This is a genomic window from Pseudomonas sp. SWRI50 (assembly GCF_014269095.1).
GTDB lineage: Bacteria > Pseudomonadota > Gammaproteobacteria > Pseudomonadales > Pseudomonadaceae > Aquipseudomonas > Aquipseudomonas kermanshahensis.
Genome location: NZ_JABWRW010000017.1, coordinates 58,386 through 84,510, shown reverse-complemented (window position 1 = coordinate 84,510; position 26,125 = coordinate 58,386). Strand labels below are relative to the sequence as shown.

The following is a 26,125-nucleotide window of genomic DNA, read 5'->3' as shown; positions in this document are numbered from 1 at the left end:
GGCTCTCCTTAAAAGAAGCGGTTGGCGCGGTAAGGCAGGCCTAGGTTTTGCCGCAGGGTGGTGCCGGCGTATTCGCGCTGGAACAGGCCGCGGCGTTGCAGCTCTGGGATCACGCCATCTACGAAGTCATCGATGGCTGAGTGCAGGCCGCTGAACATGATGTTGAAGCCATCGGCGGCGCCGGCTTCGTACCAGGCCTGCAGGTCGTCGGCGATGCTCTGCGGGGTGCCGATCAGGATGCGATGGCCGCCGGAGGTGAGTTGGTTGAACAGTTGACGCACGGTCGGCCGCTCGCGGCGGATCAGGTCGAACACCAGCTTTTGCCGGCTCTGGTGGGTGTTGGTGGTGAAAGTCTCTGGGGGCAGGGGCACTGCTTCGTCGAAGGGCAACTCCGAGAGGTCGTAGCCGAGGCTGGCGAAACGCGAGATGGAACTGAGAAAGGCTTTGGGCTCCAGCAGTTCTTGCTGGCGGTCGTACTTGCCCTGGGCTTCAGCCTGTGTCTTGCCCACTACCGGCGAGACGCCCGGCAACACTTTCAGTGCATCGGCACGGCGCCCAAAACCGGCGGCGGCCTGCTTGGTCTCCTGGTAGAACGCCTGGCCTTGGGCGATGGTGTGCTGGGCGGTGAAGATCAATTCGCCAACCCGCGCTGCCAGCCGCTTGCCAGCCACAGAAGCGCCGGCCTGGGCGACAACCGGATGACCTTGCGGCGATCGCGCCACGTTGAGCGGCCCGCGCACTTGGAAGTGTTCGCCTTGATGTTCGAGCACATGCAGTTTGTCGATGTCCAGCCAGGTACCAGTGGCCTTGTCCTGGACAAACGCATCGTCGGCCCAGCTGTCCCACAGGCCGCTGACCACGTCGTAGAACTCTTCGGCACGGGCGTAGCGGTCATCGTGTTCGACGTGCTCCTGGCGGTTGAAGTTTTCGCCGCCGCCCAGCGACGTCACCAGGTTCCAGCCGGCTCGGCCTCCGCTCAGGTGGTCCAGTGCAGCGTATTTGCGGGCGATGTTGTAGGGCTCGTTATAAGTACTGCTGGCCGTGGCGATCAGGCCGATATGGCGGGTGCTGGCGGCCAGCGCCGGGGCAAGGATCAAAGGGTCCCAACGCACGCTGTTGGGGCCACGCTGCAGGGCCAGGTCGAGTTTGACGTCGAGGGTGTCGTTGAAAAAAAGCGCGTGAAACCGCCCGGCTTCCAGCTTGCGGGCAATGTATTGGTAATGCTCCAGGCTCTTGAAGGTATCGAGCGGTGCCTCCGGTAGGCGCCAGGCGCTGCCGCTGAGGGTGCCGGGGATGAACGCGCCGAGTATGAACGGGCCGTGGCTCATGGTGTTTCTCCTGGCGCCCGCCACACACGGCGGGCGCTGTGTAGGTAGGGTCAGAAGTTGTAGGCGATGCGCGTGTACCAGAAGCCGCCGTAAGGGTCGAACGGCGAAATGGCACCGAACTTGGGGAAGCCATTGGTATCGCCGGCGGGGTAGCCGTTGTTGTCGGCACGCACGTCGAACAGGTTGTTGGCACCCACGGCGACATCGAAGTGGTCGGTCAGGGCGTAGGCGACTTCCAGGTCAGTCAGCCACTTGGCGCCGTAGGTCACGTCATAATCGGGGTTGGCGTCGCGGGCGATGACTTTGTCGTAGCGGGTCAGGCCGGCGTTGATGGTGAAGCGCTCGATCTGCCAGTTGGCGCTGAGCATCAGCTTGGTCTTGGGGTTGGCCACGGTCAGGTAACCCTGGGCGACGCGGTCGAACAGTTCGAGGTTGTTGCCTGCGGCGCGCAGCGATGCCGGTGTCTGCTTGATGTCGTCGATGATGGTCTTGTTGTAGTTGACCCCCAGGCCGTACTTGACCCGGCCAAAGCGCCCATAGTCGACGCGGTAGTCGGCCACCAGGTCGACGCCACGGGTGGTGGTGTCAGCTGCGTTGGTGAAGTACTTGACGCGGTAGCCTGGCTTGTAGCCGTTGGCGACCAGTTGCTGATCGACGCCGTTGCCATAAAGAAAGCCCGTCAATGCAATGCGGTCGCGGATTTCGATCTGGTAGGCATCCAGGGTCACGCTGGCCTGCGGCAAGGGTTGCCAGGTCAGGCCGAGGCTGATGTTGCGTGACTTTTCCGGGCTGAGGTCTTCGGCGCCCAGGGCTTTGGCCAACGGCGAATCAACCCGCACGGTCTTGGCTTCGACGAACTGCGCCACACCGTCGACGGTGGTGTACTGGTTGGCGGTCTGGGCGTAGACCGACTGCGACAGCGACGGGGCGCGAAAGCCGTTGCTGAGGGTGCCGCGCAGGGCAAAGGTTGGGGTGAAGTCGTACCGTGCGGAAAACTTGCCGCTGCGGGTATTGCCGCTGCTGTCATCGTATTTTTCGAAGCGCGCGGCCACGCCGAGCCAGAGTTTTTCCGTCGGGGTCAGGCCCAGGTCGAGGTAGCTGGCGTAGCTGTTGCGGCTGAGTTGGCCTTCATCTTCCGGGGTCAGGGTAATGGCGCCTTGGGCGCCCACCGCTGCCGGTTGGCCTGCCAAGGGGCCGCTGGGGTAGAAGTAGCCGCCGTTGATGTACGAGAGCGGGTCGTCGGACTCGGTCTTGTAACGTTCGTGGCGGTGTTCCAGGCCCCAGGAAACCTGCAAGGGCTTGGCCAAGCCAACCTCGAAGGCGCGGGTCAGGTCGAGGTTGTTGGTCCACTGGTCGAAGGTATTGGTATAGGTGTCGAAGCGGGTCGGGCTGGTCGGGCCGAGCGAGGCGTTGAGGGTCTCGTCGGCACCGGCTTGGCCTTTGTCGCGGCCGAAGGTGGAGCTCAGGTCCCAGTGCCATTCGGCGAACTCACCCTTGCCACCGGCGGCTGCCTGGTAGTCGGTTTCTTCCAGGGTGTAGAAGGGGGCGGTGCCGTCCGGGTAGATCTCGGGGATGATGTTGGTGGAATTGGGCCGGCGGTAGTTTTGCCCGCCGCGGGCATCACGCTTGCTGAAGGTCGAGAAGGAATACAGGGTCAGCGCGTCGCTCACCGGCAGTTCGGCGTTATACGACAGGTTGATGGCCTTGATCTTGGGCAGGCCGTTTTTTTGCACTTCGCGGTCGGCGGTGTCGTTGCGGGGGTCGCCGGCGAAATACAGGTTGCCGGTGGCGGCGCGTGAGCGGGTGGCGGTCTGGACCGACTTGGCGTCCAACGCATAGTTTAAGAAGCCGCCGTTGTCGCCCAGGGCCAGGCCCTGGTTGAGGGTTTGGCGCAGGTTACCGCCGTCGCCGTCCTCATAGTATTGGCCGTACTGGGTGCTGGCCGATCCGCCGTTGTCGCGCTGCTTGAGGATGATGTTGATCACCCCGGCGATGGCGTCGGAGCCGTACTGCGCCGAGGCGCCGTCGCGCAGTACTTCGACGTGGTCGATGGCACTGATGGGGATCATGTCCAGGTCCACCGGGTTGGTCCCGTAGGCGGCGGTGGAGTCGAGGTTGATCACTGCGCTGTTGTGGCGGCGCTTGCCGTTGACCAGCACCAGTACGTTGGAGCCATTAAGCCCGCGCAAGCTATAGGGGCGGGCGATGCTGTCATTGGACGAACCGGAAGGGCGCTGGGAAAACGATGGCAGCGTTTTCTGCAGGGCACCGCGCAGGCTGGACTCGCCGGTTTGCTCCAGTTGCTTGCTGTCGATGACGTCGATCGGTGCCGGGCTGCTGGTGACGGTACGCACTTCGCTGCCCCGCGAGCCGGTGACGATCACTGTGTCGAGGGCGGCATCATCCTCCGCTGCCATGGCCAGGGGGGTGAGCAGGTAGCCAGCGAATACGGCGGGTGCCAGCGTTAAAGAGGTAAACACAGACTTCATGACTGTTCCTTGGGTTCGATTGGCAGATCAGGCCCTGGATGTGCGATCGAACGGGCTCTCATAAGGTGTTTCACGCAGTGCAGGCGCAGCCTGGCCCGCAGGAGGTCCGTTGCTCCCGTGGCTAGGTGCCTGTGAATCGTCCGGCGCGCGCCGGTGCGGGGTGCCGCGCGGGTCTCTAGCCGCTGAGCAAGGGGGTGAAGCGGTCGTCCCAGAAGCCCCGCACATCCAGTGCCTGGCGAATCAACCCACTGTCGTGGAACAGGTCGGCGATGTGTTGCTGGGCAACGATGTCTGCCTCGCTGACGGGCAATAGCCGACAGGGCTGCTGACGTTGCGCGAACTGTTGCAAATAGAGGTCGCTGGAAATCCCGGTAAGGGCATGGTTACGTGCAGCCCATTCATGGGGGTTGTGCTCGACCCAGTCCCAAGTGGCTTTTTCGCGCTGCAAAAAGTCGCGAATGGCGGCCTGTTTGCCCGGCTGCTGCAACGCCTGGGCGGTGGTTGCAATCAGGTAGTTGCCGCAGTGATAGGGGCTGGCGTCGGCCAGCGCCATGCCATCCATGGCCGTCTGCGCTTGCAGGGCACCGATACCGCCGGCGACGATGGCGTCCAGGTGGCCGTTTTGAAATGCCACCAGCGCATCCCGGGCAGGCATGGGCCTGGCCTGGATATCGGCAAGGGTCAGGCCGTTGTCGCGCAGCAGGTTGAGCATCAGGTAGTGGGTGTCGGTGGCGCGGACGAAGCTCACGCGCTTGCCCTTGAGGTCAGCGATGGAGGCGATGCCGCTGCTGCGTTTGACGATCACACTGCTGCGGTTCTGCTCGCCTTGGTAGCTGGCGATCAACACCAGCGGGTTACCGGCCACGCTGGCGAACAGGGGTAGCACCGGGCTCATGAAGGCGTAGTCGAGGCTGTTGCTGGCAAAGGCCTCCAGCACCATGGCGCCCCCGGGCACGTCTACCCAGTGCAGCGGGTAGGGTGTTTGCGCTTGCCCCGCGTCGGCGAGAAAACTCGCGGCCTGGCCCTTGTAGCGCCAAACCCGCAAGGCTTCATTGGCGCGTACCAGGGCGGGGGCCAAGCCTACGGCCAGCCCGGCAATGGCGCTGTGGCGTAGCAAGGTGCGGCGGCTGATGCTGATTGCCATGGGGTGCGCCTCAGTCCAACAGGTCGGGTTGTTGCTGGACGATGCGGTCCCACAGCGGCAGGAAGTTTAGCCAACCGAACAGCTCGCGCTGGGCAGGGTCGACTTGGGCTTCGTCCAGGTCCGGGATACGCGGTTGGCCGGCAGCGTAAGCCAGCAGGTGGGCGCGGGCGCTGTCGTCGGCGAGGATGAAGCGCCAGGCGGCGCTTTCCACAGTCTGGCCCGTGGTCCACAGGCCATGGTTCTGCCAGACCAGCAGGTTGTTGTCGGCGAAGGTTTCGACGAAGGCTTGTGCCACTTGGTCGCGGTCTTGCAGCAGGCCGCCTTCCGGCGTGCGCAGGGCGTGGCGGTCGAACAGCACCTGCTCACCGGCGAAGGCAGACGACTCTGCAGTGATTGGCTGGAACAAGCGCCCCAGCGCTGACCAGACCCGCCCATGGAAGCCATGCAGGTGCGCAATACCCACCACGTCAGGCCGGGCGCGTTGCAACGCGTAATGCAGCTCAAGGGCGCTGGTATTAAGCAGGCCGTCACCTTCGACCACCTGGCCTTCGCCGTTTACCCGCAGCAGGTCACGGGTGCGGATGTGCGAGAACGGCACTCCCAAGGGGTTGATCCAGTAGTGGTCGGTCTCGATCGGGTCGCGTGCCGTAAAATGGCCGGCCAGGCCTACTTCAAAGCCCAGGTCGGCGAACAGCCGATAGGACGCTGCAAGGCGCTGCTTGCGGTGCAGGCGCTCGGCGAGCGGGTCGCTTAACGTGGGCGCAGCGGTGATTTGCAGGCGATGGTCGAGGTTGGGCAGGCGGGCGACACTGTGGCGCGCAGCAGGTTGGCTCATGGCAGTACCTCACGGAGGAAATGATCGTTTGCCGATCATCCGTTCTGCCATGTCCGCCGTTTCAAGGGCAGGGTTCGCAGGTGGATGAATCGGGGCCTCCACCATGCGAGGGGTCGGGTCTGAGGGGACTGTAGCAAGGGGGTAGGGGCGGGAAGAAATACTGTTTTGATCTATTTTTATTATTATTTTTACGAATAAAAATTAGCGCTGATATTTGAATAATGCATGTAAGGCGTGTGCTTGCCCGTGACGCGGGGCCTTACGGGCAAAGCCCTGGCTGAAGCATGGGTGAAAACTACTCAGCGCTGTTCACCTTTGGTGCGTAAATGCCTCAAATCAAGGCAGCTGGCACACATCATCTCGACTCATTCGATGCTTAAATGTGCAAAGTGCACAGTATTGTCTGTGCTGTTCGCCCGTTGCGCTTCGGTTTCCATCCCTTGTAAAACCGGCCCGCATATTGCTCTTCCTGCTCCCGTCTACCACCCGGAGCCCCGTGCAATGAGCTCACCAACCGAATTCCCGCTTTGCGAAGCCCCGCAGTCGTCCCGCAAGGGCCTGCTACCGATAGCCATGGTGCTGTTCAGTTTCACGTTCTTCACTGGCACGATGTTCGCCGGTGGCAAATTGGGCATGGCCTTCAACTTCGTCGACATGCTGTGGGTTGCCACGGTCGGCAACACGCTGTTGGCGTTATACGCCGCAACCCTCGCGTTCATCGCGTCACGCAGTGGGCTGAACACCGTGTTGATGGGCCGCTTCTGCTTCGGTGAAGCGGGCAGCCGACTCTCCGACTTCTTGCTGGGGTTCGCTGAACTGGGCTGGTACGCCTGGGGCACCGCGACCGTGGCGATCGTGCTGGTCAAATTGTTGGGCCTGGCGAGCGGCTTCACTGTGCCGCTGATGGTGCTGTTCGGCCTGGGCTTCAGTATTACGGCCATTATCGGCTTCAAAGGGCTGGACCTGTTGTCGCGGGTATCAGTGCCCTTGATGTTCGTGCTGTTGCTGGTGTCGATGTACATCGCCACCCACGATGCCGGTGGCTTTGCTGGCCTTGCCGCGGTGGTGCCACACGAGACCATGACTTTTTCGGCGGCCGTGACCATGGTTTTCGGCACCTTCGCCAGTGGCGCCACCCAGGCCACCAACTGGACACGCCTGGCACGCAGCGGGCGGGTGGCGGTGGTTGCCAGCATCGTTGCGTTTCTGCTGGGCAACGGCCTGATGGTGGTTGCCGGTGCCTGGTGCGCGATGGTGTATCAGCAGGCCGACATCGTCGAGGTGATGATGCTGCAGGGCCTGTCGTTCGCGGCGGTGGTGATGCTCTGCCTGAACCTTTGGACCATCCAGGGCCCGACCATCTACAACGTGTCGGCAGCTGCCTGCCACCTGCTGCGCAGTGAGCGGCGGCGGACCGCGACGCTGGTGGCGGCAGGGGTGGGCATTGTGCTGGCGATCGGCGGCATGTACGAATTGCTGATTCCGTTTTTGGTGCTGTTGGGGTCGGTCATCCCGCCAGTAGGTGGGGTGATCATGGCCGATTTCTGGTATCGCCACCGTGGCCAGTATCCCGCATTGGCCACAGCCACCCTGCCGCGTTACAACCTGAGGGGGCTTTGTGCCTATGCCGTCGGCGCGGTACTGGCGTATGCCTCGCCCTGGGTTGCGCCGTTGGTAGGTATTGCTGCCTCGGCGCTGTGCTACATCCTCTTGCTTGAACTGAGCGGCCGGCGCCGGGTGGTGGGCGAGGCCGGTGTCGAGCCGTGAGCCTGGCACTGGAAGACATTCTGCACCTGCCTGGCTTGCAGGAGATGACCGTGCGCGCAGGCGCACGCAACCTGCAGCGTCGGGTGCGCTGGCCTTACGTCGCAGAGAACGAGGGCATCGCCGAGTGGGTGATGGGCGGCGAACTGGTGTTCGTCACCGGCATCAACCACCCGCGTGGCGAGGCCAACCTGCTGAGCCTGGTGGAAGACGGCGAGGCCGAGGGTATTGCCGGCTTGGTGATCCTCACTGGCGGCACTTTCATCCAGGCAATCCCGCCAGCGGTGGTTGCCCGCGCCGAGCAACTGGGCTTGCCGTTGATTGAGCAGCCCTATGCGCTGAAAATGGTCGTGGTCACCCACCTGATCGGCACGGCCCTGGTGCAGATGACCCAGGTGCGCCGCTCGCGCAACGACATCCTCGGGCAGCTGTTGACCGGCGACTACCCAAGCCTGGCCATCGCCCGGCAACGGGCAACGCACCTGGCCCTGGCGCTGGACGAGCCGCGACGCCTGCTGGCGCTGCGTTTGTCGGGCGTCGATGGCGTATTCGAGCGCCATGGGCTGGCCCAAGGCGAGCGCTTGTGGCAAGGCATTCGCCAAGCCCTTGAAGACCAGCTGGAGGCCTGGTGCCGCAGCTGGCCGGGCAGCGTGACGGCCCACTTGCCGGGTGACCTGTTCGTACTGTTGCTGCCCGATGCACCGGGCTTGCCTGCTACGCTGGCCGCGCTGCACCGGCAATTGGCGGGCGTGGCAGGGGAGTTGGGCCTCTATATGGGGCTGTCGAGCCTCGCGGAAGATTGCGCGCACTACCGCCGCGCGCTCAACGAGGCCCGCCAGGCCCTGGAAGTGGCGCAAAACCTGCGTCCCGCCAATGGCTATTGCGATTTCAGCGAGCTGGGCGTGCTGCGCCTGCTGCAAGGGATCGTCGATCGGTCGTTGATCGACGACTTCGTTGCCCAGACACTAGGGCCGCTGATCGCGCCCGGCCGCAAGCACCCGAATACACTGGTGCATACCCTTGATGCCCTGCTCAAGGAAAACGGCAACGGCCTGAAAGCCGCGCAACGCCTGGGGCTGCACCGCAATACCATCAATCAACGCATTCAACGCATCGAACACCTGAGTGGGCAGTCGCTGGACGACCCGCTTTTCCGTATGAATGCTTCGGTCGCCATGCTGGTGTGGCGCATGACCGAAGCCCAAGGCAAGGAGTAACGCCATGAACATCATCAACGCAAAACTGCGAGGCAAGGCTGGCCTGTTTCGCATCGAACTGAACGGTGACCGCATCGCCAGCATCACGCCACAGGGCGACCCGGTGGCGCCAGGCGGCGCTGATGACCTGGATGCCAAACAGAACCTGGTGGTAGCGCCCTTTGTCGAGCCGCACATTCACCTGGATGCCACCCTGACGGCCGGCGAGCCGAAGTGGAACATGAGCGGCACGTTGTTCGAAGGCATCGAACGCTGGGCCGAGCGCAAGGAAATCACCACCCACGAAGACATCAAGGGCCGCGCCAAGAAGACCATCAACATGCTGGTGGACCACGGTATCCAGCATGTGCGCACCCATGTCGACGTCACCGACCCCAAGCTCACTGCCCTCAAGGCCATGGTCGAAGTGCGTGAGGAGGTGCGCCATTTGGTCGACCTGCAGATCGTCGCCTTCCCGCAGGAGGGCATCGAGTCGTATGCCAACGGGCGGGCGCTGATGACCGAAGCCGTGGCCATCGGCGCCGACGTGGTCGGCGGTATTCCGCATTTCGAAAACACCCGCGACCAGGGCGTGTCGTCGGTCAAGTTCCTGATGGACCTGGCCGAGCGAACCGGCTGCCTGGTGGACGTGCACTGCGACGAAACCGACGACCCGCAGTCGCGCTTTCTCGAAGTGCTGGCCGAAGAAGCGCGGGTGCGCGACATGGGCGCCCGGGTCACGGCCAGCCATACCGTGGCCATGGGCTCCTACGACAACGCCTACTGCTACAAGCTGTTCCGTTTGCTCAAGTTGTCGGGCATCAACTTCGTCTCGTGCCCGACCGAGAGCATTCACCTGCAAGGGCGCTTCGACAGCTACCCCAAGCGCCGCGGCGTGACCCGCGTGGCGGAGATCGACCGGGCGGGCATGAACGTGTGCTTTGGCCAGGACTCGATCGTCGACCCGTGGTACCCGTTGGGCAATGGCAACATCTTGCGCATTCTTGAAGCCGGGCTGCACATCTGCCACATGCTCGGCTACGAAGACTTGCAACGCTGCCTGGACCTGATCACCGACAACAGCGCCCGCACGCTCAACCTGGGGGAGCGTTATGGCATCGAGGTGGGGCGGCCGGCGAACCTGCTGCTGCTGTCGGCGCCGGATGATTACGAGATGGTGCGCAGCCAGGGGCATGCGCTGGTGTCGGTGCGCAACGGCAAGGTGCTGATGCGGCGTACGCCGGCGCAGGTCGAACGCCTGGCCTGACACCGCTGCACGCTGCAAACGCAACGCCCCGCTGGCTTTTGCCAGGCGGGGCGTTTTGCTTTCTGCGCTTCGTGTACGCGTTTCCCAGTCAAAAACCGCTTATTCAGCCCTTCACATGCGATAAGCCGTGATTATTCCATGTTAGATATCACTTGAATTAGAGGTGATGAACGGTCAAAATTAGTACGTAATTACATATTACGTATTCCAGTACAAAATCGTAGGAGCACGCATGGCCCGGGGCGGTATCAACAAGGTGGTAGTGCAGCAAGCGCGTCAGGCGCTGATCGCCCGCGGGGAGAACCCCAGCATCGATGCGGTACGTATCGAGCTGGGCAACACCGGCTCGAAAAGCACGATTCATCGCTACCTGAAGGAGCTCAATGGCCAGCAAACCGTGGCCACGGCGGGCGCCCCTGGGTTGAGCGACACGCTTGGGCGTTTTGTCGGGCAGGTGGCAACACAGCTACAGGAAGAGGCGGATATACGCATCGAAGAGGCCGAAAGCGTTTTCACCCAGCAACGCGAACAGCTCGAAGCACAATTGCAGCTGGCCCAAGAAGCGCTGGCTGCGGCGCATCAACAGCAAAAGATCCAGGGCGCGGCACTGGCTGCCGAATCGGAGAAACTGCTGTCCACGCAAAGCACCTTGCAGGCTGAGCAACTGCGCAGTGCCAGCCTCAATCAGTCATTGGGCGAGTTGCAGTTGCGCCTGAACGACAAGGAAGAGCAGGTGCGGTCACTCGAAGACAAGCATCGCCACGCCCGAGATGCCCTGGAGCACTACCGCAGCGCCAGCCGCGAACAGCGCGAGCAGGACCAGCGCCGCCACGAGGCGCAACTGCAACAGTTGCAAGTTGAAGTACGGCAACTGCAGCAGGGCATGATGGTCAAGCAGGACGAACTGACCCGCCTGCACCGTGATAACGAGCGCTTGCTCGGCGAGCATCGCCAGGCCACCAGCGAACGCAAGGCACGTGACGAACTGCTTGAACAGCGGGACGCGCAGATTCAGGGCCTGCGAACGATTTTGGCTCAAGCCCAAGGGGCGACCGAGGAAATGCGGCGGCAGTTGGATGTGCAAACGCAAAACCTGGAAGACAAGCGCGAACTGTATGCCGAACAGGTGCGCCAAGTGCAGCGTCTGCAGGATGAGCTGCTAGAGCGCGATGAGGCGCTGAAGGCGGTTCGCTCGCAATTGAGCGAAGCCACTCAAGCAAAATGAGCTACTGATAAATCAAACTTCCTCGGGCTGATGCTTTCTTCCGTATACATTCACAGGAGAAAGTGCCATGCCAACGCCTGGAAAGCAGCACACACAGCAAGAGGGGCCTCATTCTTCCGATCACGGTGACAAACAGGAAGACCTGGGGTTCGACCCGGACTCACCAGACTTGGAAGACCCGCAGGTTGACCCGCAAGGCCCGGCTATCGCCCCGCGTGACGTCGAGAAAGATAAATGAGAGAAGGGGCCGCTGAGCGGCCCCGCATTCACGTTGGCTAGCGCGCCAATTGCTTCGCGGCTTCTACCCCCGAAGCGGACAGCTTTATCGGATACTGCAGGCTAATGCGGTGATCACCGTCTATGGCAACGGCGCCATCGTGAATCAATCCGTGGTCCTGGAGTGTCTTCAACATGCCGGCCACCGCTTTTTCACCGCGGTAGTTGTCCAGCACCTCCTTGCCCAACCCCTCGGGGTGGGCATGCAGCAGACGGGTCAACACTTCCGAGCGCAATGCATCATTACTCATATCTGGCCTCACTTACCGTGCTTGGCCTGAAGTGCCTTGGCATGCTCCAGGTGCTGTTCGAGTTTAGGCAGCGTAGCGCTGGCGAATGCCTTCAGTTCAGCCTTATCGGACGATGCCGCTTCTTTCTTGAACAGTTCGACGGCCTTCTCATGGGCATCGACCTGGTTGTTGATATAAGACTTGTCGAAGGATTCATCACGCCATTCCAAGATCATCTTCTTGACCTTGTCGGTCAGCGCTGCTTCATCCGGGACAGAAATATCGAGTTTACGGGCAATGTCGCCAAGCTTCTGGTTGGCCTGGGTATGGTCAGTCACCATCTGCTGTGCGAATGATTTGATATCGGCGCTCTGGCTTTTCTCTTTGGCCAGGTTGCCTGTCACCACCTCCGCAATACCCGCTTCGGTGGCCGCGTCAACGAAATCATCGGAACTCGCTGCCATCGCATGCACAGAGGCCAGGCCCAATGCTATCGACAACCCGATGCGCTTGATCAATAAATTGCTCATGCTTCACTCCTTAACCGTTGGCGCGACTTCAGTGTCGCTTACAGTTGAGCGCTCGCAGGCGGCAAAGGTTTAAAGAGTTTGCCGGCCGGCTCCTTTTCTCAGTGAGGTTGAACGCTGGCGCAGGGCAAGGCTCACACATTCAAAGCGGGTAGCGAGGAGCCACGCACATGAGCATTGAACGCAGCATTCCTGAGTTGCGGGCTTGGTACGCCCAGTATGACGATGTCAGTTACCAGCGCGAGTCACCGGATGCCTATCATCATGAACTGGTGCGCACGGCCGAAGCCCTGCGTGATGACGGCGCCATCGACTGGGATGACTGGTTGCAGCTCAAGGCCATGGCCGACCAGGCACACATCAACGCGCTCGAAGATGCAGTACAGGCGCATATCGACGACCCTGACGCATGAAAGCGCTGAAGATCGCAACCTTCAATATCAACGGTATTCGCAGCCGATTGCCGGCATTGATCGCCTGGCTAGAGCGAGAGAAGCCTGACATCGCCTGCCTGCAAGAGCTGAAAGCGCCCGACCAGCAGTTCCCGCGTGAAGCGCTAAAAACGGTGGGTTACGGGTGTTTGTACCAAGGGCAGCCTTCGTGGAACGGCGTTGCCATTCTCGCGCGTGGCAGTGAGCCACTCGAAGTGCGCCGCGGCCTACCCGGCATGGAGGATGACGACCAGAGCCGCTACCTGGAGGCAGCCGTGCAGGGGCTGATCATCGGCTGCCTCTACCTGCCCAACGGCAACCCGCAACCCGGGCCTAAGTTCGACTATAAACTGCGCTGGTTCCAATGCCTGATCGACCATGCGGCCAGTTTGCAAAAGAGCGGGCACCCGGCAGTGTTAGCCGGCGATTTCAACGTCGTCCCCACCGATGTCGACATCTATAACCCGCGCTCCTGGCTCAAGGACGCGTTGCTGCAACCTGAGACCCGCGATTGCTACCAGCGTTTGCTCAACCAGGGCTGGACAGATGCGCTGCGCCACCTGCACCCTGACGAGCGGGTTTATACCTTCTGGGACTATTTTCGCAATCACTGGCAGCGTAACGCCGGGCTGCGCATCGACCATGTGATGCTCAACCCTGAACTTGCGCCTTACCTAAAGGCTGCAGGCGTGGACGCCTGGGTACGCAACGAACCCAAGGCCAGCGACCATGCACCGGTGTGGATCGAGCTGGCTTCGCGTAAGCAGCGCTGAACTATAGTCATAAGCGGCGAACGCGAGACAACAAGGGAATAGGATGTGCGCAGCCAGGAAACAGGATGACGATGGGCACCTCGCGGTAGCGGGCGAGGGCCGCGCTGTGGCGTTGTTCCGCCAGGTCCTGGCGTTCATGGTGGTGGTGATGCTGGCCTTCGTGATGGTAGAAGGCTGGCGAATCTGGCGTGATTACCGTCACGCGTTCAGCAATGCCGAAAACATGGTGACCAACCTGGCTCGGGCGACGGCGCAACACGCCGAGGACGCCATTCGCCAAGTGGATGTCGTCAGCGCGTCCTTGGCCGAGCGCCTGGAGGGCGATGGTTTCGAGCATATGAACCGCCCGCGCCTGCAGGCATTGCTTGCGCGGCAAAAAGCGCTCATGCCGCAGTTGCACGGGCTGTTCGTGTATGGCGCGGATGGCCGCTGGCTGGTTACCGACCAGGCGACCCTACCGCCCAACCTCAACAATGCTGACCGCGACTATTTCGTTTACCACCGCAATCATCGCGACCGGCAGGTACGCATCGGTTCGGTGGTGCGAAGCCGCTCGACTGGCGACTTGATCATCCCCATCTCGCGGCGCCTGGAGTACCCCGACGGGCATTTTGCCGGGGTGCTGTTGGGCACGATCAAAGTGGACTGGTTCGTGCGCTATTACGGCGATTTCAAGATCGACGAGCGTGGCGCGCTGGTGCTGGCCAAACGTGACGGCACGATTCTGGTCCGTCGCCCGTTCGTTTCGAGGGTCGTTGGGCGCACATTGGCCAACAGCGAAGTCTTTCGCAACCACTTGCCCTATGCCGATGAAGGGCTGGTCGAGGCAGTCGCGGTAGTCGATGGCACGCCTCGCCTATATGCCTACCGGGCGCTGTCGAGTTACCCGTTGGTGGTAGAGGCTGGCCTGTCGCGGGAATCCATAGTGGCGCCCTGGCGGCACGACGCGATCAAATCAGTGGCTGTGCTGTTGCTGTTGTTAGTGGGGTTGGCAGCGTTCGGCGGGGTAGTGTTGCGCCAACTGCGCGAACGCATTGTGATAGAGCGCGCCTTGCACCAGGCGCACCAGACGCTGAAATCCCTGGCCATGACCGACAGCCTGACTGGGCTTGGCAACCGCCGGCGGCTGGATGCAGTGTTCGAGCCCGAGGTGCGGCGGGCTCGACGGCAAGGTTACCCAGTAGCGCTGGTGATGCTCGACCTCGACTACTTCAAGGCTTACAACGACCGTTACGGGCACCTTGCCGGCGACGAGTGCCTGCGGCGTTTCGCCGAGCTGCTGCAACAGGCGTTGAAGCGCCCGGCAGACCTGGCGGTGCGCTTCGGTGGCGAGGAGTTCACGCTATTGATGCCCGACACCGATGGGCCGGGCGCCGAGCTTATCGTGCAGGAAATACAGCAGGTGTTGCGCCGCCATGTGATCGAGCACGGTGGCAGCCCCTTGGGGCGGGTGACGTTCAGTGCCGGCATTGCCATCGGCGACCCGGCTCGGCAAGCCATAACGCCCGAGCGCCTGATGGCGGCGGCAGATAGCGCGTTGTACCAGGCCAAGGGGCAGGGGCGGGACGGTTACTGCGTGGCTAACAATGCCTCGGCAGGTGTAGACCCATGATCGCCCATCAAGGGCGAGCACGGCAGGCGCTGTTCAATCGATGCTCATGCGCATTGCACAACGCCCGACAAGCCCATGGGCATGCTCGTTGGCCAGAATATCCCGCAGCCGCGTGCACAACAGGCCTTCATCAATAGCCTCGAACCCATAGCGTGCATAGAAAGGTGCATTCCAGGGCACGTCGACAAAGGTGGTCAAGGTCAGTTCTCGAACGCCGGCGGCTTGCGCCGCGTCAACCAGTTGATTCAGCAGCAGGCGCCCGATCCCTTGCCCTTGAGCCTCCCGGCGCACGGAAACTTCATGAATGTGCAATGCCTGTTGCTCCCGCCGTGCGCACACAAAGCCTAGGATCTGCCCGGCGTCACCCTCCGCCAGCCAGCTTGCGCCTGCATCGACGAATCCTTGATGCGCTGTGCTGTCCAGCACATCGCCTTGTGCCAGCCACGCCAGCGCCGGCAGTTGGGCGAAGGCCTGGGCGGCTGAACGCTCGACCTCGGCCAGCCAGGGGATGTCGCGGGTGAGGGTAGGGCGTATATGCACAGTCGGGTCCTGCAAACCGTGGGATGGGTGGGCGTCAGTCTGCCGCCACCTCTTGTGGCTGCAACTGCCAGCGCACCGAGCTTACACCTTTTTCCAGGCTCACCCGGCTGACCAGCCGTTCCAGCTGCGCCGGTGCCTGCGGGTTGCCCAGCAGTTCGGCGCGTACTTCGAGGCGCGCCGGGTTGGGCAGGTCCTCGCTGTGCAGCGATTGCAGGCGCAGCTCCGGGTCGCCCAGGCTGTGCAGCATCAGGCTGCGAACCTGGATTTCATCCTCGGCACGGCACACAACACGCACTTCGAAGCGTTGCTCCACTTCAGTGGCCGGGACGATGTCCTGGCGGTCCAGGCGCTGGGCGATGTCGCGCAGCAGGATGTTGGCGCACAACACGGCCAGGCTGCCCAGTGTCGCTTCCAGCAGCAGCCCAAGGCTGCACAATACGCCAACGGCGGCCGTGCACCACAGCGTGGCGGCAGTGTTCAGGCCGCGCACGTTGAAACCGTCGCGCATGATCACGCCGCCCCCGAGAAAGCCGATCCCCGACACCACATAAGCGGCGACGCGCGAGGCGTCGTTGGGGGCCATGCCCGGCACAGCCTGGGTCATCAGTACGAAAAGGCAAGCGCCGGTACTGACCAGCGCATTGGTACGCAAGCCAGTGAGGCGTTGACGCAGTTGACGCTCGGCGCCGATCAGGGCACCCAGCAGCAGGGCGATGCTGACACGCAGCAGAAAGACTTTCCAATCCATAGCAAACCTCTTCCACGGGCACACGCCCGCATGAACGCCATCTGGTGTTGGCGTGGTTGAATAACCAGAAAATGCGCAGGACCACAGAAGGGAAGAAAAGAGGAAGCTGCAGCCACGGGGGCTGAAGAAATCCACCATCAAGCCATGACGGCGAGACAGTGGCAGGGCACTGCCGGACTAGCTCGCCAAGTGGGCCTGTCGCAAGCGACTGGGGCTACTGTCCAATGCAGGACTCCTGTTTGGGGATGCGAAATTGCGTCGCGGACCTTACGCCCCGAGATAGGCGAGGTCAAGGGTAAAAACATGACAAGGGCTTCATCAGGAAAGTGCCTACAGCCCGTCACGCCTGCATGGAAAAATAGGCGGGTAGTCGGTAACCTTGCGCCTTCCCTTGCGATCACCCGGACCCGTTACATGCTGTTCAATCTCGCCGTGCTGCTCGGCACACTGGTGGCCATGGAGGGTGTCGGCACACTGGCGCACAAGTACATCATGCATGGCTGGGGCTGGTGGCTGCACCGCTCGCACCATGAGCCACACCTGGGCATGCTCGAGACCAATGATGTTTACCTGCTTGCGCTGGGGCTGATCGCCGCGGGCCTGGTGGCGCTGGGTAAAGCCGGGTACGCCCCCTTGCAGTGGGTGGGTGGGGGCGTGGCGGGGTACGGCCTGTTGTATGTGCTGGCTCACGACGGCTTCTTTCATCGTCACTGGCCCAAAAAACCGCGGCCAGTCAGCCGCTACCTCAAGCGCCTGCATCGTGCCCATCGGCTTCACCATGCGGTCAAAGGCCGGCAAGGCAGCGTGTCGTTCGGCTTTTTCTACGCTCCGCCCCTTGCAGTGCTCAAGCGCCAGTTGCGCGACCGACGCGAGCGGCCCTGACCGTCACGGCGCTCAGTTGACCGCGTTGCCCTCAGCCTCAACGGTTTCTGCCACGTGCCCGCGGCTCACCCACCAGCCAAACCCTGCCGCCGTGAAGAACATGATCAGGCTGTACAGCGCCGCCGGCACCGCCATGGTGGCGTTGTTCAGCAACGAAGGGCTCAAGGCCAGCGCGATCGCCAGGGTACCGTTGTGGATGCCGATTTCCATGCCGATGGCGATGGCCTGGCGCTTGGGAATCTTCAACAGCCGGGGCACCCAGTAGCCTACGGCCAGGCTCAGTACGTTGAACAACAGGGCAGCCAGGCCTACCACGGGGGCGTACTCGACCACCGTCTGCCAGTCCTTGGCCAGCGCGAGGATGATGGTGAAGGCCAGAAACAGTGCCGCCACCAGCTTCATCGGTTTTTCCATGCGTGCGGCAAAGCGCGGGGCAAAGTGGCGGATCAACATGCCCAGCGCCACCGGCAGGAGGACAATCGCGAACACCTGCAACACCTTGGCAAACTGCAGCGGGATGGCCTGGTCCGAGGCCATGAACCAGCCTAGCGACAGGTTCACCAGCAGCGGCATGGTGAGGATCGCAATCAACGAGTTGACCGCCGTCAAGGTGATGTTCAATGCCACATCGCCGTGGGCCAGGTGGCTGAACAGATTGGCCGTGGTCCCCCCCGGCGAGGCCGCCAGCAGCATCAGCCCCACCGCCAGGGCGGACTCCAGGCCAAAGCCGTTGGCGATCAGGAAGCACACCAGCGGCAGCAACAGGATCTGGCAGACCAGGCCAATCACCACAGGCTTGGGGTATTTCACCACACGGGCGAAATCGGCCAGGGTCAGCGACAGCCCGAGGCCGAGCATGATGATGCCCAGGGCCAGGGGCAGAAATGCGGTGAGCAGGGGCGAGGCAGTCATGAAGGGGCTCTCGGATCAGGGAGTCGCACAAAGGATTCCGAGGAGTGTAGGTGGCACTGCATTGATAGCTAATTGCAAAGCGCCACCTCTTGGTAACCTTTTGTTACCGAGTGCACCGTGCGCAGCGTCTGCATGCCGCGTTGCGATGGGCGTCCCGGCGCAGTAGCATGCGCGCTTTTACCGAGGATTAGCCTGTCATGCCGTTTCAGCAAGGTCTGCTTGCCACGCCGGTGCCGGCCCATGCCCGCCACCTGTTCTTCACGCTGCACTCGCCCGAAGCGCTGCCCGCCGCACTCGACGCCTTGCTGCCGCAGGTCGACGGCCAACAGTTGATCCTGGGCGTCGGCGCGCCCTTGGCCAAGGCCCTGGGCCGTGACGTGCCGGGTTTGCGTGCCTTCCCGCTGCTGGACGCCGCCGTGGAGAACCCCAGCACCCAGCACGCCTTGTGGCTGTGGCTGCGGGGTAACGAGCGTGGCGACCTGCTGCTGCGGGCCCAGGCCCTGGAACACGCGCTGGCACCGGCGTTGCGCCTGGCAGACAGCGTCGATGGCTTTTTGCACCGGGGTGGCCACGACCTGACCGGCTATGAAGACGGCACCGAGAACCCGGTGGACGAAGACGCCGTGCAAGCCGCCATCGTTGACGACGCGCCCCCTGGCCTCAACGGTTCCAGCTTTGCCGCGTTCCAACTGTGGAAGCATGACTTGGAGTACTTCAAGTCGCTGCCCCAGGCGGACCAGGACAACATCATCGGCCGCCGCCTCAGCGACAACGAAGAGCTTGACGACGCCCCGGCGTCCGCGCACGTCAAACGCACCGCCCAGGAAAGCTTCGAACCTGAGGCGTTCATGGTCCGTCGCTCGGTCGCCTGGGCTGACGCCCGTGGTGCTGGCCTTGCCTTCGTGGCGCTGGGCCACAGCTTCGATGCCTTCGAAGTGCAACTGCGGCGCATGAGCGGCCTGGAAGACGGCATCATCGACGGCCTCTACCGTTTCAGCCGGCCACTGACCGGTGGTTATTACTGGTGCCCGCCGATGGGTGAAACCGGCCTGGACCTGCGCCTGCTGTTGCAGGCCTGATCGCTAACATCCAGATACAGAATCACTCGCCGAGGCGGGGTAGAGCGGCTAGCCTTGAAAGTTTCCGGTTCATGACGGGGGCTTTTCCATGTATGCACGTCGTGATGTCCTACGCGCCGGTGCAGCCTTGGGGTTGCTGGCCGCAAGCCCTTGGCTGCACGCAGGGGCGGCGAGTGGCCTGCTGACGCGCACTATCCCTTCCACCGGCGAGGCCTTGCCGGTCATCGGTGCCGGTACCTCTGGCAGTTTCGAGGTCGAGGCCGGCTCGCCTCAGTACCAGCAGCTCGGCGCGGTGCTCAAGGCCTTCTTCGAAGGTGGCGGCAGGGTCATCGACACCTCGCCCAACTACGGGGGGGCCGACAGCATTCTGGGCCAGTTGCTGGAAGAGGGCGGCTGGCACAAGCAGTGTTTTTTAGCCACCAAGATCGCCGCCGACAGCCAGGCCGACGCACAAGCGCAGTGGCAAAGCAGCCTGCGCAGCTTGCGCACCGACAAGGTCGACCTGCTGCAGATCCACAACCTGCGCGATTGGCAGACCCAACTGCCCTACGCCCGCGAACTCAAGCAGCAGGGCAAGACCCGCTACGTCGGCATCACCCATTACCTGAACAGCGGCCAGGATGAAGTGGCCAGGATCGTACGTAGCGAACCGCTCGACTTCATTCAAATCAACTACTCGGTCAACGCCCCACAGGCCGCGCGTGAGCTGCTGCCATTGTGCCAAGACAAGGGCGTCGCGGTGCTGATCAACCGGGCGTTCGATGACGGCCGGCTGTTTGCCCGGGTCAAGGACCAACCGTTGCCTGGCTGGGCGTCAGAAGTGGGCATCGGCAGCTGGGCACAGCTGTTTCTGAAGTTCGCCATCAGCCACCCGGCAGTGACCACGGTCATTCCCGCCACCAGCCGCCCTGATCGCCAGCTCGATCAGCTCAAGGCCGGGCATACGCCATTGCTCAGCCAGGCGCAGCAACAGGCGCTGATCGAACAGTTCGGCTGACACCATGCAAGGCTGGCGGCGGCGTCTGGACCAAGGGCTGAACATACAACCGGGCGAAGGGCCGGCGGTGGTTGCCGGCCTGTTGTTGTTCTACTTGCTGTTCACCGGCTACTTCATGCTGCGCCCGGTGCGCGAGACCATGGGTGTGGCCGGTGGCGTGGATAACCTGCAGTGGCTGTTCACCGGCACCTTCGTCGCCACCCTGGCATGCCTGCCGCTGTTCGGCTGGCTGGCATCCAAGGTGAGGCGGCGGCAAATCCTGCCCTGGACCTACGGGTTCTTCACCAGCAACCTGTTGCTGTTCGCGGTGCTGTTTGCCCAGGCCCCGGACGATGTATGGACTGCGCGCGCGTTCTATATCTGGCTGTCGGTGTTCAACTTGCTGACCATTTCACTGGCCTGGAGCGTGCTCGCGGACCTGTTTGCCACCGAACAAGGCAAACGGTTGTTTGGCCTGCTGGCAGCGGGTGCCAGCCTGGGCGGCCTCTGCGGGCCGATCCTGGGTACCTTGCTGGTGGGCCCGCTGGGGCATGAAGGCCTGCTGGTACTGGCCGGGCTATTTCTGCTAGGCAGCACCGGCGCTGCCCTGTTTTTGCAGCGCTGGCGAGACCGTCATCCGCTGCCGGCCCATCTGCAGCGCTCGACGTCCAAGCCGTTGGGTGGCAACCCGTTCGCGGGGGCTACTGCCGTGCTGCGCTCTCCTTATTTGTTGGGCATCGCGCTGTTCGTGGTGCTGCTGGCCAGTGTCAGCACGTTCCTGTACTTCGAACAGGCGCGTATTGTCAGCGAAACCTTCACCGACCGTACCCGGCAAACTCAAGTGTTCGGCCTGATCGACACCGTTGTCCAGGCCTTGGCGATACTCACGCAGGTGTTTCTGACCGGGCGCCTGGCGAAAAGGATGGGCGTGGGCGTATTGCTGGTGGCGGTGCCGTTGATGATGGCCGCAGGCTTTGTCTGGCTGGCAGTGGCCCCAGTGTTCGCCGCCTTCGTGGTGGTGATGGTGGTGCGTCGGGCCGGTGAATATGCGCTCGTCCGGCCGGGGCGGGAGATGCTCTTCACCGTGTTGTCGGCAGAAGACAAGTACAAAGCCAAGAACTTCATCGACACTGTGGTCTACCGCGGCGGTGACGCCCTCAGCGGTTGGCTCAAGCGGGCATTGGATGTGCTGGGGGAGCACCCGCAACTGGCGATGCTGATTGGCGCGGCCATTGCGTTGGGCTGGGCGGCAACAGGCGGCTGGCTGGGCCGTTGCCAAGTCAAGCTGGACCCGTCCGGCGCTGAGTAAAGCGCCGGAGCGCTTGGCGCGCCAAATAAGCAACCACTGCTTATTTAATGCCACCGGTCCGAACCTCTCGCAATAAAACGAATCCCTCGATATCGCCGAACTCCGAAGCTATGTACGGCAAAACGCCGTGCTTCCTGAAGTCATATGAGGTTTCACGACCATGGCTAACAAAGAGAACAGCCGCACCGGCACCCAGGGCAAGGAAGGCAGCCAAGGCGGCAGCAAGAACCCAGGCAACTTCGCCAACGACCGCGAGAAGGCTTCTGAAGCCGGACGCAAAGGCGGTCAGTCTTCGGGCGGCAACATGCCCAACGACACCAGCCGTAAAGGCGGCCGTTCGTAACTGAGGAATACGCAGTGCCGGGGCGACCTGGCACTGCATTCAGAGGAACACGGCATGACGGTGCTGACCCGCAAGACCGCTATACATGAAAGGTCTATGACCGCAAGCCATAGCCTGCAGCACAGGTACCAGAGCCTTTTGCAAGGTCACGACGGCACAAGCGCTGTGTGGCTTGATGAACAGATCACCCGCGTCGAGCAGCACCCCGACGACCTTCCGCCCAGCCCCTCACAGCTCCCTGCCTGGAGCGCGCAGCATGCCGCCGAGGTTGCCAAAGCCTATGCCGAATACTTACAGCAGCGACGCGAAGGGGGAGCACGCCGGTATTTCAGCAACCGCGCCCATGCGTTGTGGTTTCTGCAACAAATCGCGCCGACCAAAGCCGTGGATGGGGCGTGGCTGCACGGCACCCTCCAGCATTGGCAGGACCCGCGTTACCACGGGCTGATCCGCACTTACCTTGAAGAGCTGGGCAATGGCGATCCGCGTTGTAACCACGTGTTGATCTACCAACGGCTACTGAGCCGTCTTGGCTGCCTGGAACCGTCACATCTGGATGACAGTCGCTATCTGCAGGGCGCCGTGCAGCTCGCCCTTGGCGCGCACGGTGACGCTTTTTTACCCGAAGTACTGGGTTATAACCTGGGCTATGAGCAGCCGCCACTGCACCTGCTGATTACCACGTATGAATTGGCAGAGCTGGGTATCGATGGCCACTACTTCCAACTGCATGTGACCATTGATAACGCTGCCAGTGGCCATGCTCATCTGTCTATCCAGGCTTTACAACAGCTGTGCCCGGCAGAAGATCCGCAGACCTTCTATCAACGGGTGCGACGCGGTTACAGGCTTAACGAACTCGGTACGCCAGCGGCCACCCTGATCGGTGAATTCGACCTGCAGGCGCAGTTGTTCGCTGCCCTGGAGCGCAAGCGCCAGTATGGTCAATACATGCACTCCGACCACTGCCGCTTGCAAAAGCGCACCATCAATCAATGGTTGGCAGAACCGGGCACCATGCCAGCTTTCGTCGATGCGCTGCAGGCCCAAGGCTGGATTCGGCGTGGAGAAAACCCAGTGCACAGCCGCTGGTGGGCACTGATCGATGGGCCTACTGCGCCCATGTTCGGGGTATTCACCGCGTACGAAAAGCAGTTGTGGCATGACTGGATCGCTGACAGCTGGCAAGCCAGCACGCGACGCGTGATGCCGGGCAGTTGGGACACGGGTTTGCCAGGTGAGAGCCTGCCCGATTTCAACCAGCAGACGGCCTCGCTGGATACCCTGGTAGAGCGCATGGCCGGCAATCGTCATGCATTGCCTGAGGGGTTGCTGGCCACTCAAGCTTTCGTCCGTGCAACCGGCCTGGCTCAAGAAGGATGCCATTGATGCTGCTTGAAACAGACCTGTCCCAGGCAGACCAGGCACTGCTGCAACTGGGCCAGCGCCTGCGTGCCGACGGCTACCGCTTTACCTGCGTCAGCCCGGCCACCCATGCCCGCAACAATGCCCGCGATGACGCCAGGCAGGCGACGAACGTGCGCGACGTGTTCGGCTGGAGCCGACCGTTTGCGCCTTCGCAGATGCCTGCCGACCAATTAGCCCCGTTGAAGCGCGCGCAAGTGCTGGAGCACCACGGCGGGCTGATGGCCAGCTCGGTGCGCTGGTCCACGCTGGATGACCTGCTGCTGGTCCATTCGGCTTACCCGACCCACGCCTGCGACGCAGTATTCTTCGGCCCCGACAGCTACCGCTTTGCCCAGGTCATCCACGATCACCTGCGGCACAGCCCGTGTCGGGTGGAGCATGCGGTCGACATCGGTTGCGGTACCGGCGTGGGCGCGTTGATCATCGCGCGCGCCGCTCAGCATGCGCAGGTCAGCGCGGTCGACATCAACCCGCTTGCGTTACGCTACACCACCATCAATGCCGCCTTGGCGGGTATCAACAACGTGTCGGTGGCGGCCAGTGACCTGCTCGACGGCCTAAGCGGGCGATTCGACTTGATCGTCGCCAATCCCCCTTACATGCTGGACCTCAGCGCGCGCACCTACCGCCACGGCGGTGGGGCGCTGGGCGAAGCGCTGTCGCTGCGTATCATCGAACAGGCTCTGGAGCGCCTGAGCCCTCGGGGCACCTTGTTGTTGTATACCGGTGTGGCGATCGTCGAAGGCCGCGACCCGCTGCTTGAGGCTGTTCGTTTGCGCTTGGCGGGCCAGGCGTGGTCTTGGGTCTACCGGGAAATCGACCCTGATGTGTTCGGCGAGCAACTGGCCGAACCCGGCTATGAACACGTCGAGCGCATAGCCGCCGTAGCGCTTACTGTTACCCGCGACGGCTGAACCAGCATGCTCCGGCCTTGCACGTTTGGCCTCGAAGAGGAATACCTGTTGGTGGACCTTGCCACCGGCAAGGTCCCAACGTTGCCAGCGTCGAGCCTGGCCAGGCACTGCCGAGAGGTATTGGGGCCGTACTTTGCCCAAGAGATGTTCCGCTGCCAGATAGAAGTCGCCTCACCGGTGTTCGTTAACCTGTACCAGGCACGGGAATTCTTCGTGCATGCGCGGCAGCGGCTGACCGACGTACTGGCGGCGCAGGGTATGGGCCTGTATGGCGCAGCCAGCCACCCCAATGCACCTTGGTTACGGCATAAGCCGGCAGCCTCGGCACACTACCGCCAGCTGTTCGACGACTACCGGCATGTGGCACGGCGCAGCCTGCTCAACGGTTTGCACGTGCACGTAGGCGTACCGGCTGACTGCGATCGCATGCAACTGATCAATCGCCTGGTGCCCTGGTTGCCGTTGCTACTCGTGCTCAGCACATCGTCACCCTTATGGCTGGGCCAGGCGACCGGCTACATGAGCTACCGGCGGGTCATTTGTGGCGAGTGGCCCCACATGGGGTTGCCAGAGCCATTAGCGGATTGGCCCGCCTACGAGCGCTACCGAGCCTTGCTGCAAAGGACCGGCTCACTGGCAGAAAAGGGTGATTTCTGGTGGGCGATCAGGCCTTCGCAGCGCTTTCCGACAGTCGAGTTACGTATCTGCGATGGTTGCCCTTGCCTTGAGGACGCATTGAGCATTGCCGGCGTGTTTCGCCACTTGGTCGAGCACAGCCTGCAGCCAAGGCATGAACGTAGCCCCTTCAATCGCGAGCTGCGCTGGGTCGCACAGGAAAACTACTGGCGAGCCATGCGCTATGGGCGCCATGGCCAATTCATCGGTGCCGATGCGCAGCAGCCGGTCACGGCGCAAGGCTGGCTTGGGCAGTTGCAGGGCCAGTTTCCGGTCGACACTGTCGACGCCGAAAGCGCCTTCCTGCATGCCCACGGCATTCTGCGCGAGGGCACCAGCGCGGACCGGCAATTGCACTGCCTGGAGCGCGCCCAAGCCGATGGGCAAAGCGCAGCACACGCTTTACAGGCCGTGGTCGAGCAAGTGGTGACGCAAGGACACGCCGGATTGCCAACGGCTGGGGTTGCAATTACACAGGGTTGACCGAAAATGGCCGCGCCCTTTGCAGCCACTCGGAACGTCCTGCGCCATGATGCTGATCAAGCAATTTCCCCAGATCACCCCGACCGACACGCTTTTTGTCTTCGCCCTCGAGGCAGAGGCGGGCACTGTGTTTGCCGATGTGAACACCGTGTTCACCGGCATCGGCAAGGTCAATGCCGCCATCGCACTGACCAAGGCCATTGCCCAGCGCAAGCCCAAGTTGATCGTCAACCTGGGCTCTGCCGGCAGCCAACGCTATGGCAAGGGCGAGGTGGTGTGCTGTACCCGTTTCGTGCAGCGCGACATGGACGTCACGCCATTGGGCTTTGCCCGGTACGAGACGCCGCTGTCTGACATCCCGGTGCTGCTGGAACACGGCGAGGAAATCCCCGGGCTTGCCCTGGGTACCTGCGGCAGTGGTGACAGTTTCGAAGTCAGTCACGGCGAGGCACCTTACGATATCGTCGACATGGAAGCCTATGTGCTGGCCCTGATCGCCCGTGACGAAGGCATTCCGTTCGTGTGCCTCAAGTACATTTCAGACGATGCCGGCAGCGACGCGGCAGACGACTGGTCGGTGCAGGTTCACTTGGCCGCCGAAGCCTTCAAGCGTGTGCTGTTCAGCTAATCCAACGGCGCTGCCCGCCGCAGGGCAGCCTGACTAAACCTTCCAGGCGCGCCGCAGTCACTTCCAGTAGAAGCCCCGATAGACGCGGGGCCTGGCGGGAGGTGATTAACG

At 62.5% G+C, this 26,125-nt stretch carries 26 protein-coding genes; 17 read left to right on the top strand and 9 right to left on the bottom strand.

Going from position 1 to position 26,125, the window contains the following annotated elements; genetic code table 11:
* Positions 1 to 8: 8 nt before the first annotated feature.
* The 4 genes from HU750_RS18280 to HU750_RS18265 all read right to left on the bottom strand — a co-directional run bounded on the left by HU750_RS18280 (position 9) and on the right by HU750_RS18265 (position 5,796).
* The gene (locus HU750_RS18280; protein WP_186681608.1) at positions 9 to 1,328 is read right to left on the bottom strand and encodes an LLM class flavin-dependent oxidoreductase; all 1,320 of its coding nucleotides are present in this window, start codon (positions 1,326 to 1,328) and stop codon (positions 9 to 11) included.
* Positions 1,329 to 1,378: 50 nt separating this feature from the next.
* A complete protein-coding gene (locus tag HU750_RS18275; RefSeq protein ID WP_186681606.1) occupies positions 1,379 to 3,817 on the bottom strand; it encodes a TonB-dependent receptor plug domain-containing protein in 2,439 nt (812 codons plus the stop codon).
* A gap of 175 nt (positions 3,818 to 3,992) precedes the next feature.
* The gene (locus HU750_RS18270) at positions 3,993 to 4,961 is read right to left on the bottom strand and encodes an ABC transporter substrate-binding protein (RefSeq protein ID WP_186681603.1); all 969 of its coding nucleotides are present in this window, start codon (positions 4,959 to 4,961) and stop codon (positions 3,993 to 3,995) included.
* A gap of 10 nt (positions 4,962 to 4,971) precedes the next feature.
* Positions 4,972 to 5,796, bottom strand: a complete 825-nt coding sequence (locus HU750_RS18265) for a class II aldolase/adducin family protein (RefSeq protein ID WP_186681601.1) — start codon at positions 5,794 to 5,796, stop codon at positions 4,972 to 4,974.
* A gap of 501 nt (positions 5,797 to 6,297) precedes the next feature.
* On the opposite strand from HU750_RS18265, the gene codB reads away from it, so the two are divergent.
* The 5 genes from codB (at position 6,298) to HU750_RS18240 (ending at position 11,486) form a co-directional block, all read left to right on the top strand.
* Positions 6,298 to 7,563 (top strand): cytosine permease, encoded by a 1,266-nt coding sequence (gene codB / locus HU750_RS18260; protein ID WP_186681598.1) that lies wholly within the window; start codon positions 6,298 to 6,300, stop codon positions 7,561 to 7,563.
* Positions 7,560 to 8,777 carry a PucR family transcriptional regulator ligand-binding domain-containing protein gene (locus HU750_RS18255; RefSeq protein WP_186681596.1) on the top strand — a complete coding sequence of 406 codons (1,218 nt, stop codon included), beginning with the start codon at positions 7,560 to 7,562 and terminating at the stop codon, positions 8,775 to 8,777. The genes codB and HU750_RS18255 overlap by 4 nt, the downstream gene beginning before the upstream one ends.
* Positions 8,778 to 8,781: 4 nt before the next feature.
* Positions 8,782 to 10,023: a cytosine deaminase gene (codA, locus tag HU750_RS18250; protein ID WP_186681594.1), complete on the top strand. Its 1,242-nt coding sequence runs from the start codon at positions 8,782 to 8,784 to the stop codon at positions 10,021 to 10,023.
* A 232-nt stretch (positions 10,024 to 10,255) separates the two neighbouring features.
* Positions 10,256 to 11,248, top strand: a complete 993-nt coding sequence (locus HU750_RS18245; RefSeq protein ID WP_186681592.1) for a DNA-binding protein — start codon at positions 10,256 to 10,258, stop codon at positions 11,246 to 11,248.
* Positions 11,249 to 11,315: 67 nt separating this feature from the next.
* The gene (locus HU750_RS18240; protein ID WP_172961362.1) at positions 11,316 to 11,486 is read left to right on the top strand and encodes a DUF6021 family protein; all 171 of its coding nucleotides are present in this window, start codon (positions 11,316 to 11,318) and stop codon (positions 11,484 to 11,486) included.
* 37 nt (positions 11,487 to 11,523) lie between these two features.
* On the opposite strand, the gene HU750_RS18235 is transcribed toward HU750_RS18240, so the two are convergent.
* Both HU750_RS18235 and HU750_RS18230 read right to left on the bottom strand, forming a co-directional pair.
* Positions 11,524 to 11,775, bottom strand: coding sequence for a hypothetical protein (locus HU750_RS18235; RefSeq protein ID WP_099454096.1), 252 nt, complete (start codon positions 11,773 to 11,775; stop codon positions 11,524 to 11,526).
* A gap of 8 nt (positions 11,776 to 11,783) precedes the next feature.
* The gene (locus HU750_RS18230) at positions 11,784 to 12,284 is read right to left on the bottom strand and encodes a DUF4142 domain-containing protein (RefSeq protein WP_099454097.1); all 501 of its coding nucleotides are present in this window, start codon (positions 12,282 to 12,284) and stop codon (positions 11,784 to 11,786) included.
* A gap of 167 nt (positions 12,285 to 12,451) precedes the next feature.
* On the opposite strand from HU750_RS18230, the gene HU750_RS18225 reads away from it, so the two are divergent.
* From HU750_RS18225 to HU750_RS18215, 3 genes are read left to right on the top strand one after another with little or no spacing between them, the layout of a single operon-like run.
* A complete protein-coding gene (locus HU750_RS18225) occupies positions 12,452 to 12,694 on the top strand; it encodes a hypothetical protein (protein ID WP_186681590.1) in 243 nt (80 codons plus the stop codon).
* Entirely contained in the window at positions 12,691 to 13,485 is a 795-nt protein-coding gene (gene xth, locus HU750_RS18220; RefSeq protein ID WP_186681588.1) for an exodeoxyribonuclease III, read from the top strand. Before HU750_RS18225 ends, xth begins: the two co-directional genes overlap by 4 nt.
* Before the next feature lie 43 nt (positions 13,486 to 13,528).
* Positions 13,529 to 15,097 (top strand): sensor domain-containing diguanylate cyclase, encoded by a 1,569-nt coding sequence (locus HU750_RS18215; protein WP_186681586.1) that lies wholly within the window; start codon positions 13,529 to 13,531, stop codon positions 15,095 to 15,097.
* A 33-nt stretch (positions 15,098 to 15,130) separates the two neighbouring features.
* Here HU750_RS18215 and HU750_RS18210 read toward each other — a convergent pair whose 3' ends face one another.
* On the bottom strand, positions 15,131 to 15,637 hold the full coding sequence (locus HU750_RS18210; protein WP_186681585.1) for a GNAT family N-acetyltransferase: 507 nt from the start codon (positions 15,635 to 15,637) through the stop codon (positions 15,131 to 15,133).
* Between the two features lie 34 nt (positions 15,638 to 15,671).
* The gene (locus HU750_RS18205) at positions 15,672 to 16,385 is read right to left on the bottom strand and encodes an MgtC/SapB family protein (protein WP_099429372.1); all 714 of its coding nucleotides are present in this window, start codon (positions 16,383 to 16,385) and stop codon (positions 15,672 to 15,674) included.
* 414 nt (positions 16,386 to 16,799) lie between these two features.
* Between HU750_RS18205 and HU750_RS18200 the strand changes: the two genes are divergently transcribed.
* Entirely contained in the window at positions 16,800 to 17,267 is a 468-nt protein-coding gene (locus HU750_RS18200; RefSeq protein ID WP_186681583.1) for a sterol desaturase family protein, read from the top strand.
* A gap of 12 nt (positions 17,268 to 17,279) precedes the next feature.
* Here the strand turns inward: HU750_RS18200 and HU750_RS18195 are convergent, their stop codons facing one another.
* Positions 17,280 to 18,179, bottom strand: coding sequence for a bile acid:sodium symporter family protein (locus tag HU750_RS18195; RefSeq protein WP_027593198.1), 900 nt, complete (start codon positions 18,177 to 18,179; stop codon positions 17,280 to 17,282).
* Positions 18,180 to 18,376: 197 nt separating this feature from the next.
* Between HU750_RS18195 and HU750_RS18190 the strand changes: the two genes are divergently transcribed.
* The 8 genes from HU750_RS18190 (at position 18,377) to HU750_RS18155 (ending at position 26,014) form a co-directional block, all read left to right on the top strand.
* A complete protein-coding gene (locus tag HU750_RS18190; RefSeq protein WP_186681581.1) occupies positions 18,377 to 19,258 on the top strand; it encodes a Dyp-type peroxidase in 882 nt (293 codons plus the stop codon).
* Positions 19,259 to 19,346: 88 nt separating this feature from the next.
* The gene (locus HU750_RS18185; RefSeq protein WP_186681579.1) at positions 19,347 to 20,255 is read left to right on the top strand and encodes an aldo/keto reductase; all 909 of its coding nucleotides are present in this window, start codon (positions 19,347 to 19,349) and stop codon (positions 20,253 to 20,255) included.
* Positions 20,256 to 20,259: 4 nt separating this feature from the next.
* Positions 20,260 to 21,543, top strand: a complete 1,284-nt coding sequence (locus HU750_RS18180) for an NTP/NDP exchange transporter (RefSeq protein WP_186681577.1) — start codon at positions 20,260 to 20,262, stop codon at positions 21,541 to 21,543.
* Positions 21,544 to 21,703: 160 nt separating this feature from the next.
* Positions 21,704 to 21,886, top strand: a complete 183-nt coding sequence (locus tag HU750_RS18175; RefSeq protein WP_099454107.1) for a con-10 family general stress protein — start codon at positions 21,704 to 21,706, stop codon at positions 21,884 to 21,886.
* Positions 21,887 to 21,940: 54 nt separating this feature from the next.
* Positions 21,941 to 23,275 (top strand): iron-containing redox enzyme family protein, encoded by a 1,335-nt coding sequence (locus HU750_RS18170; protein ID WP_186681575.1) that lies wholly within the window; start codon positions 21,941 to 21,943, stop codon positions 23,273 to 23,275.
* Positions 23,275 to 24,228 (top strand): methyltransferase, encoded by a 954-nt coding sequence (locus HU750_RS18165; protein WP_186681573.1) that lies wholly within the window; start codon positions 23,275 to 23,277, stop codon positions 24,226 to 24,228. The genes HU750_RS18170 and HU750_RS18165 overlap by 1 nt, the downstream gene beginning before the upstream one ends.
* A 6-nt stretch (positions 24,229 to 24,234) precedes the next feature.
* Positions 24,235 to 25,386, top strand: a complete 1,152-nt coding sequence (locus HU750_RS18160) for a carboxylate-amine ligase (RefSeq protein ID WP_186681571.1) — start codon at positions 24,235 to 24,237, stop codon at positions 25,384 to 25,386.
* Positions 25,387 to 25,432: 46 nt separating this feature from the next.
* A complete protein-coding gene (locus tag HU750_RS18155; protein ID WP_027593205.1) occupies positions 25,433 to 26,014 on the top strand; it encodes a phosphorylase family protein in 582 nt (193 codons plus the stop codon).
* The last annotated feature ends 111 nt before the right edge of the window (positions 26,015 to 26,125 follow it).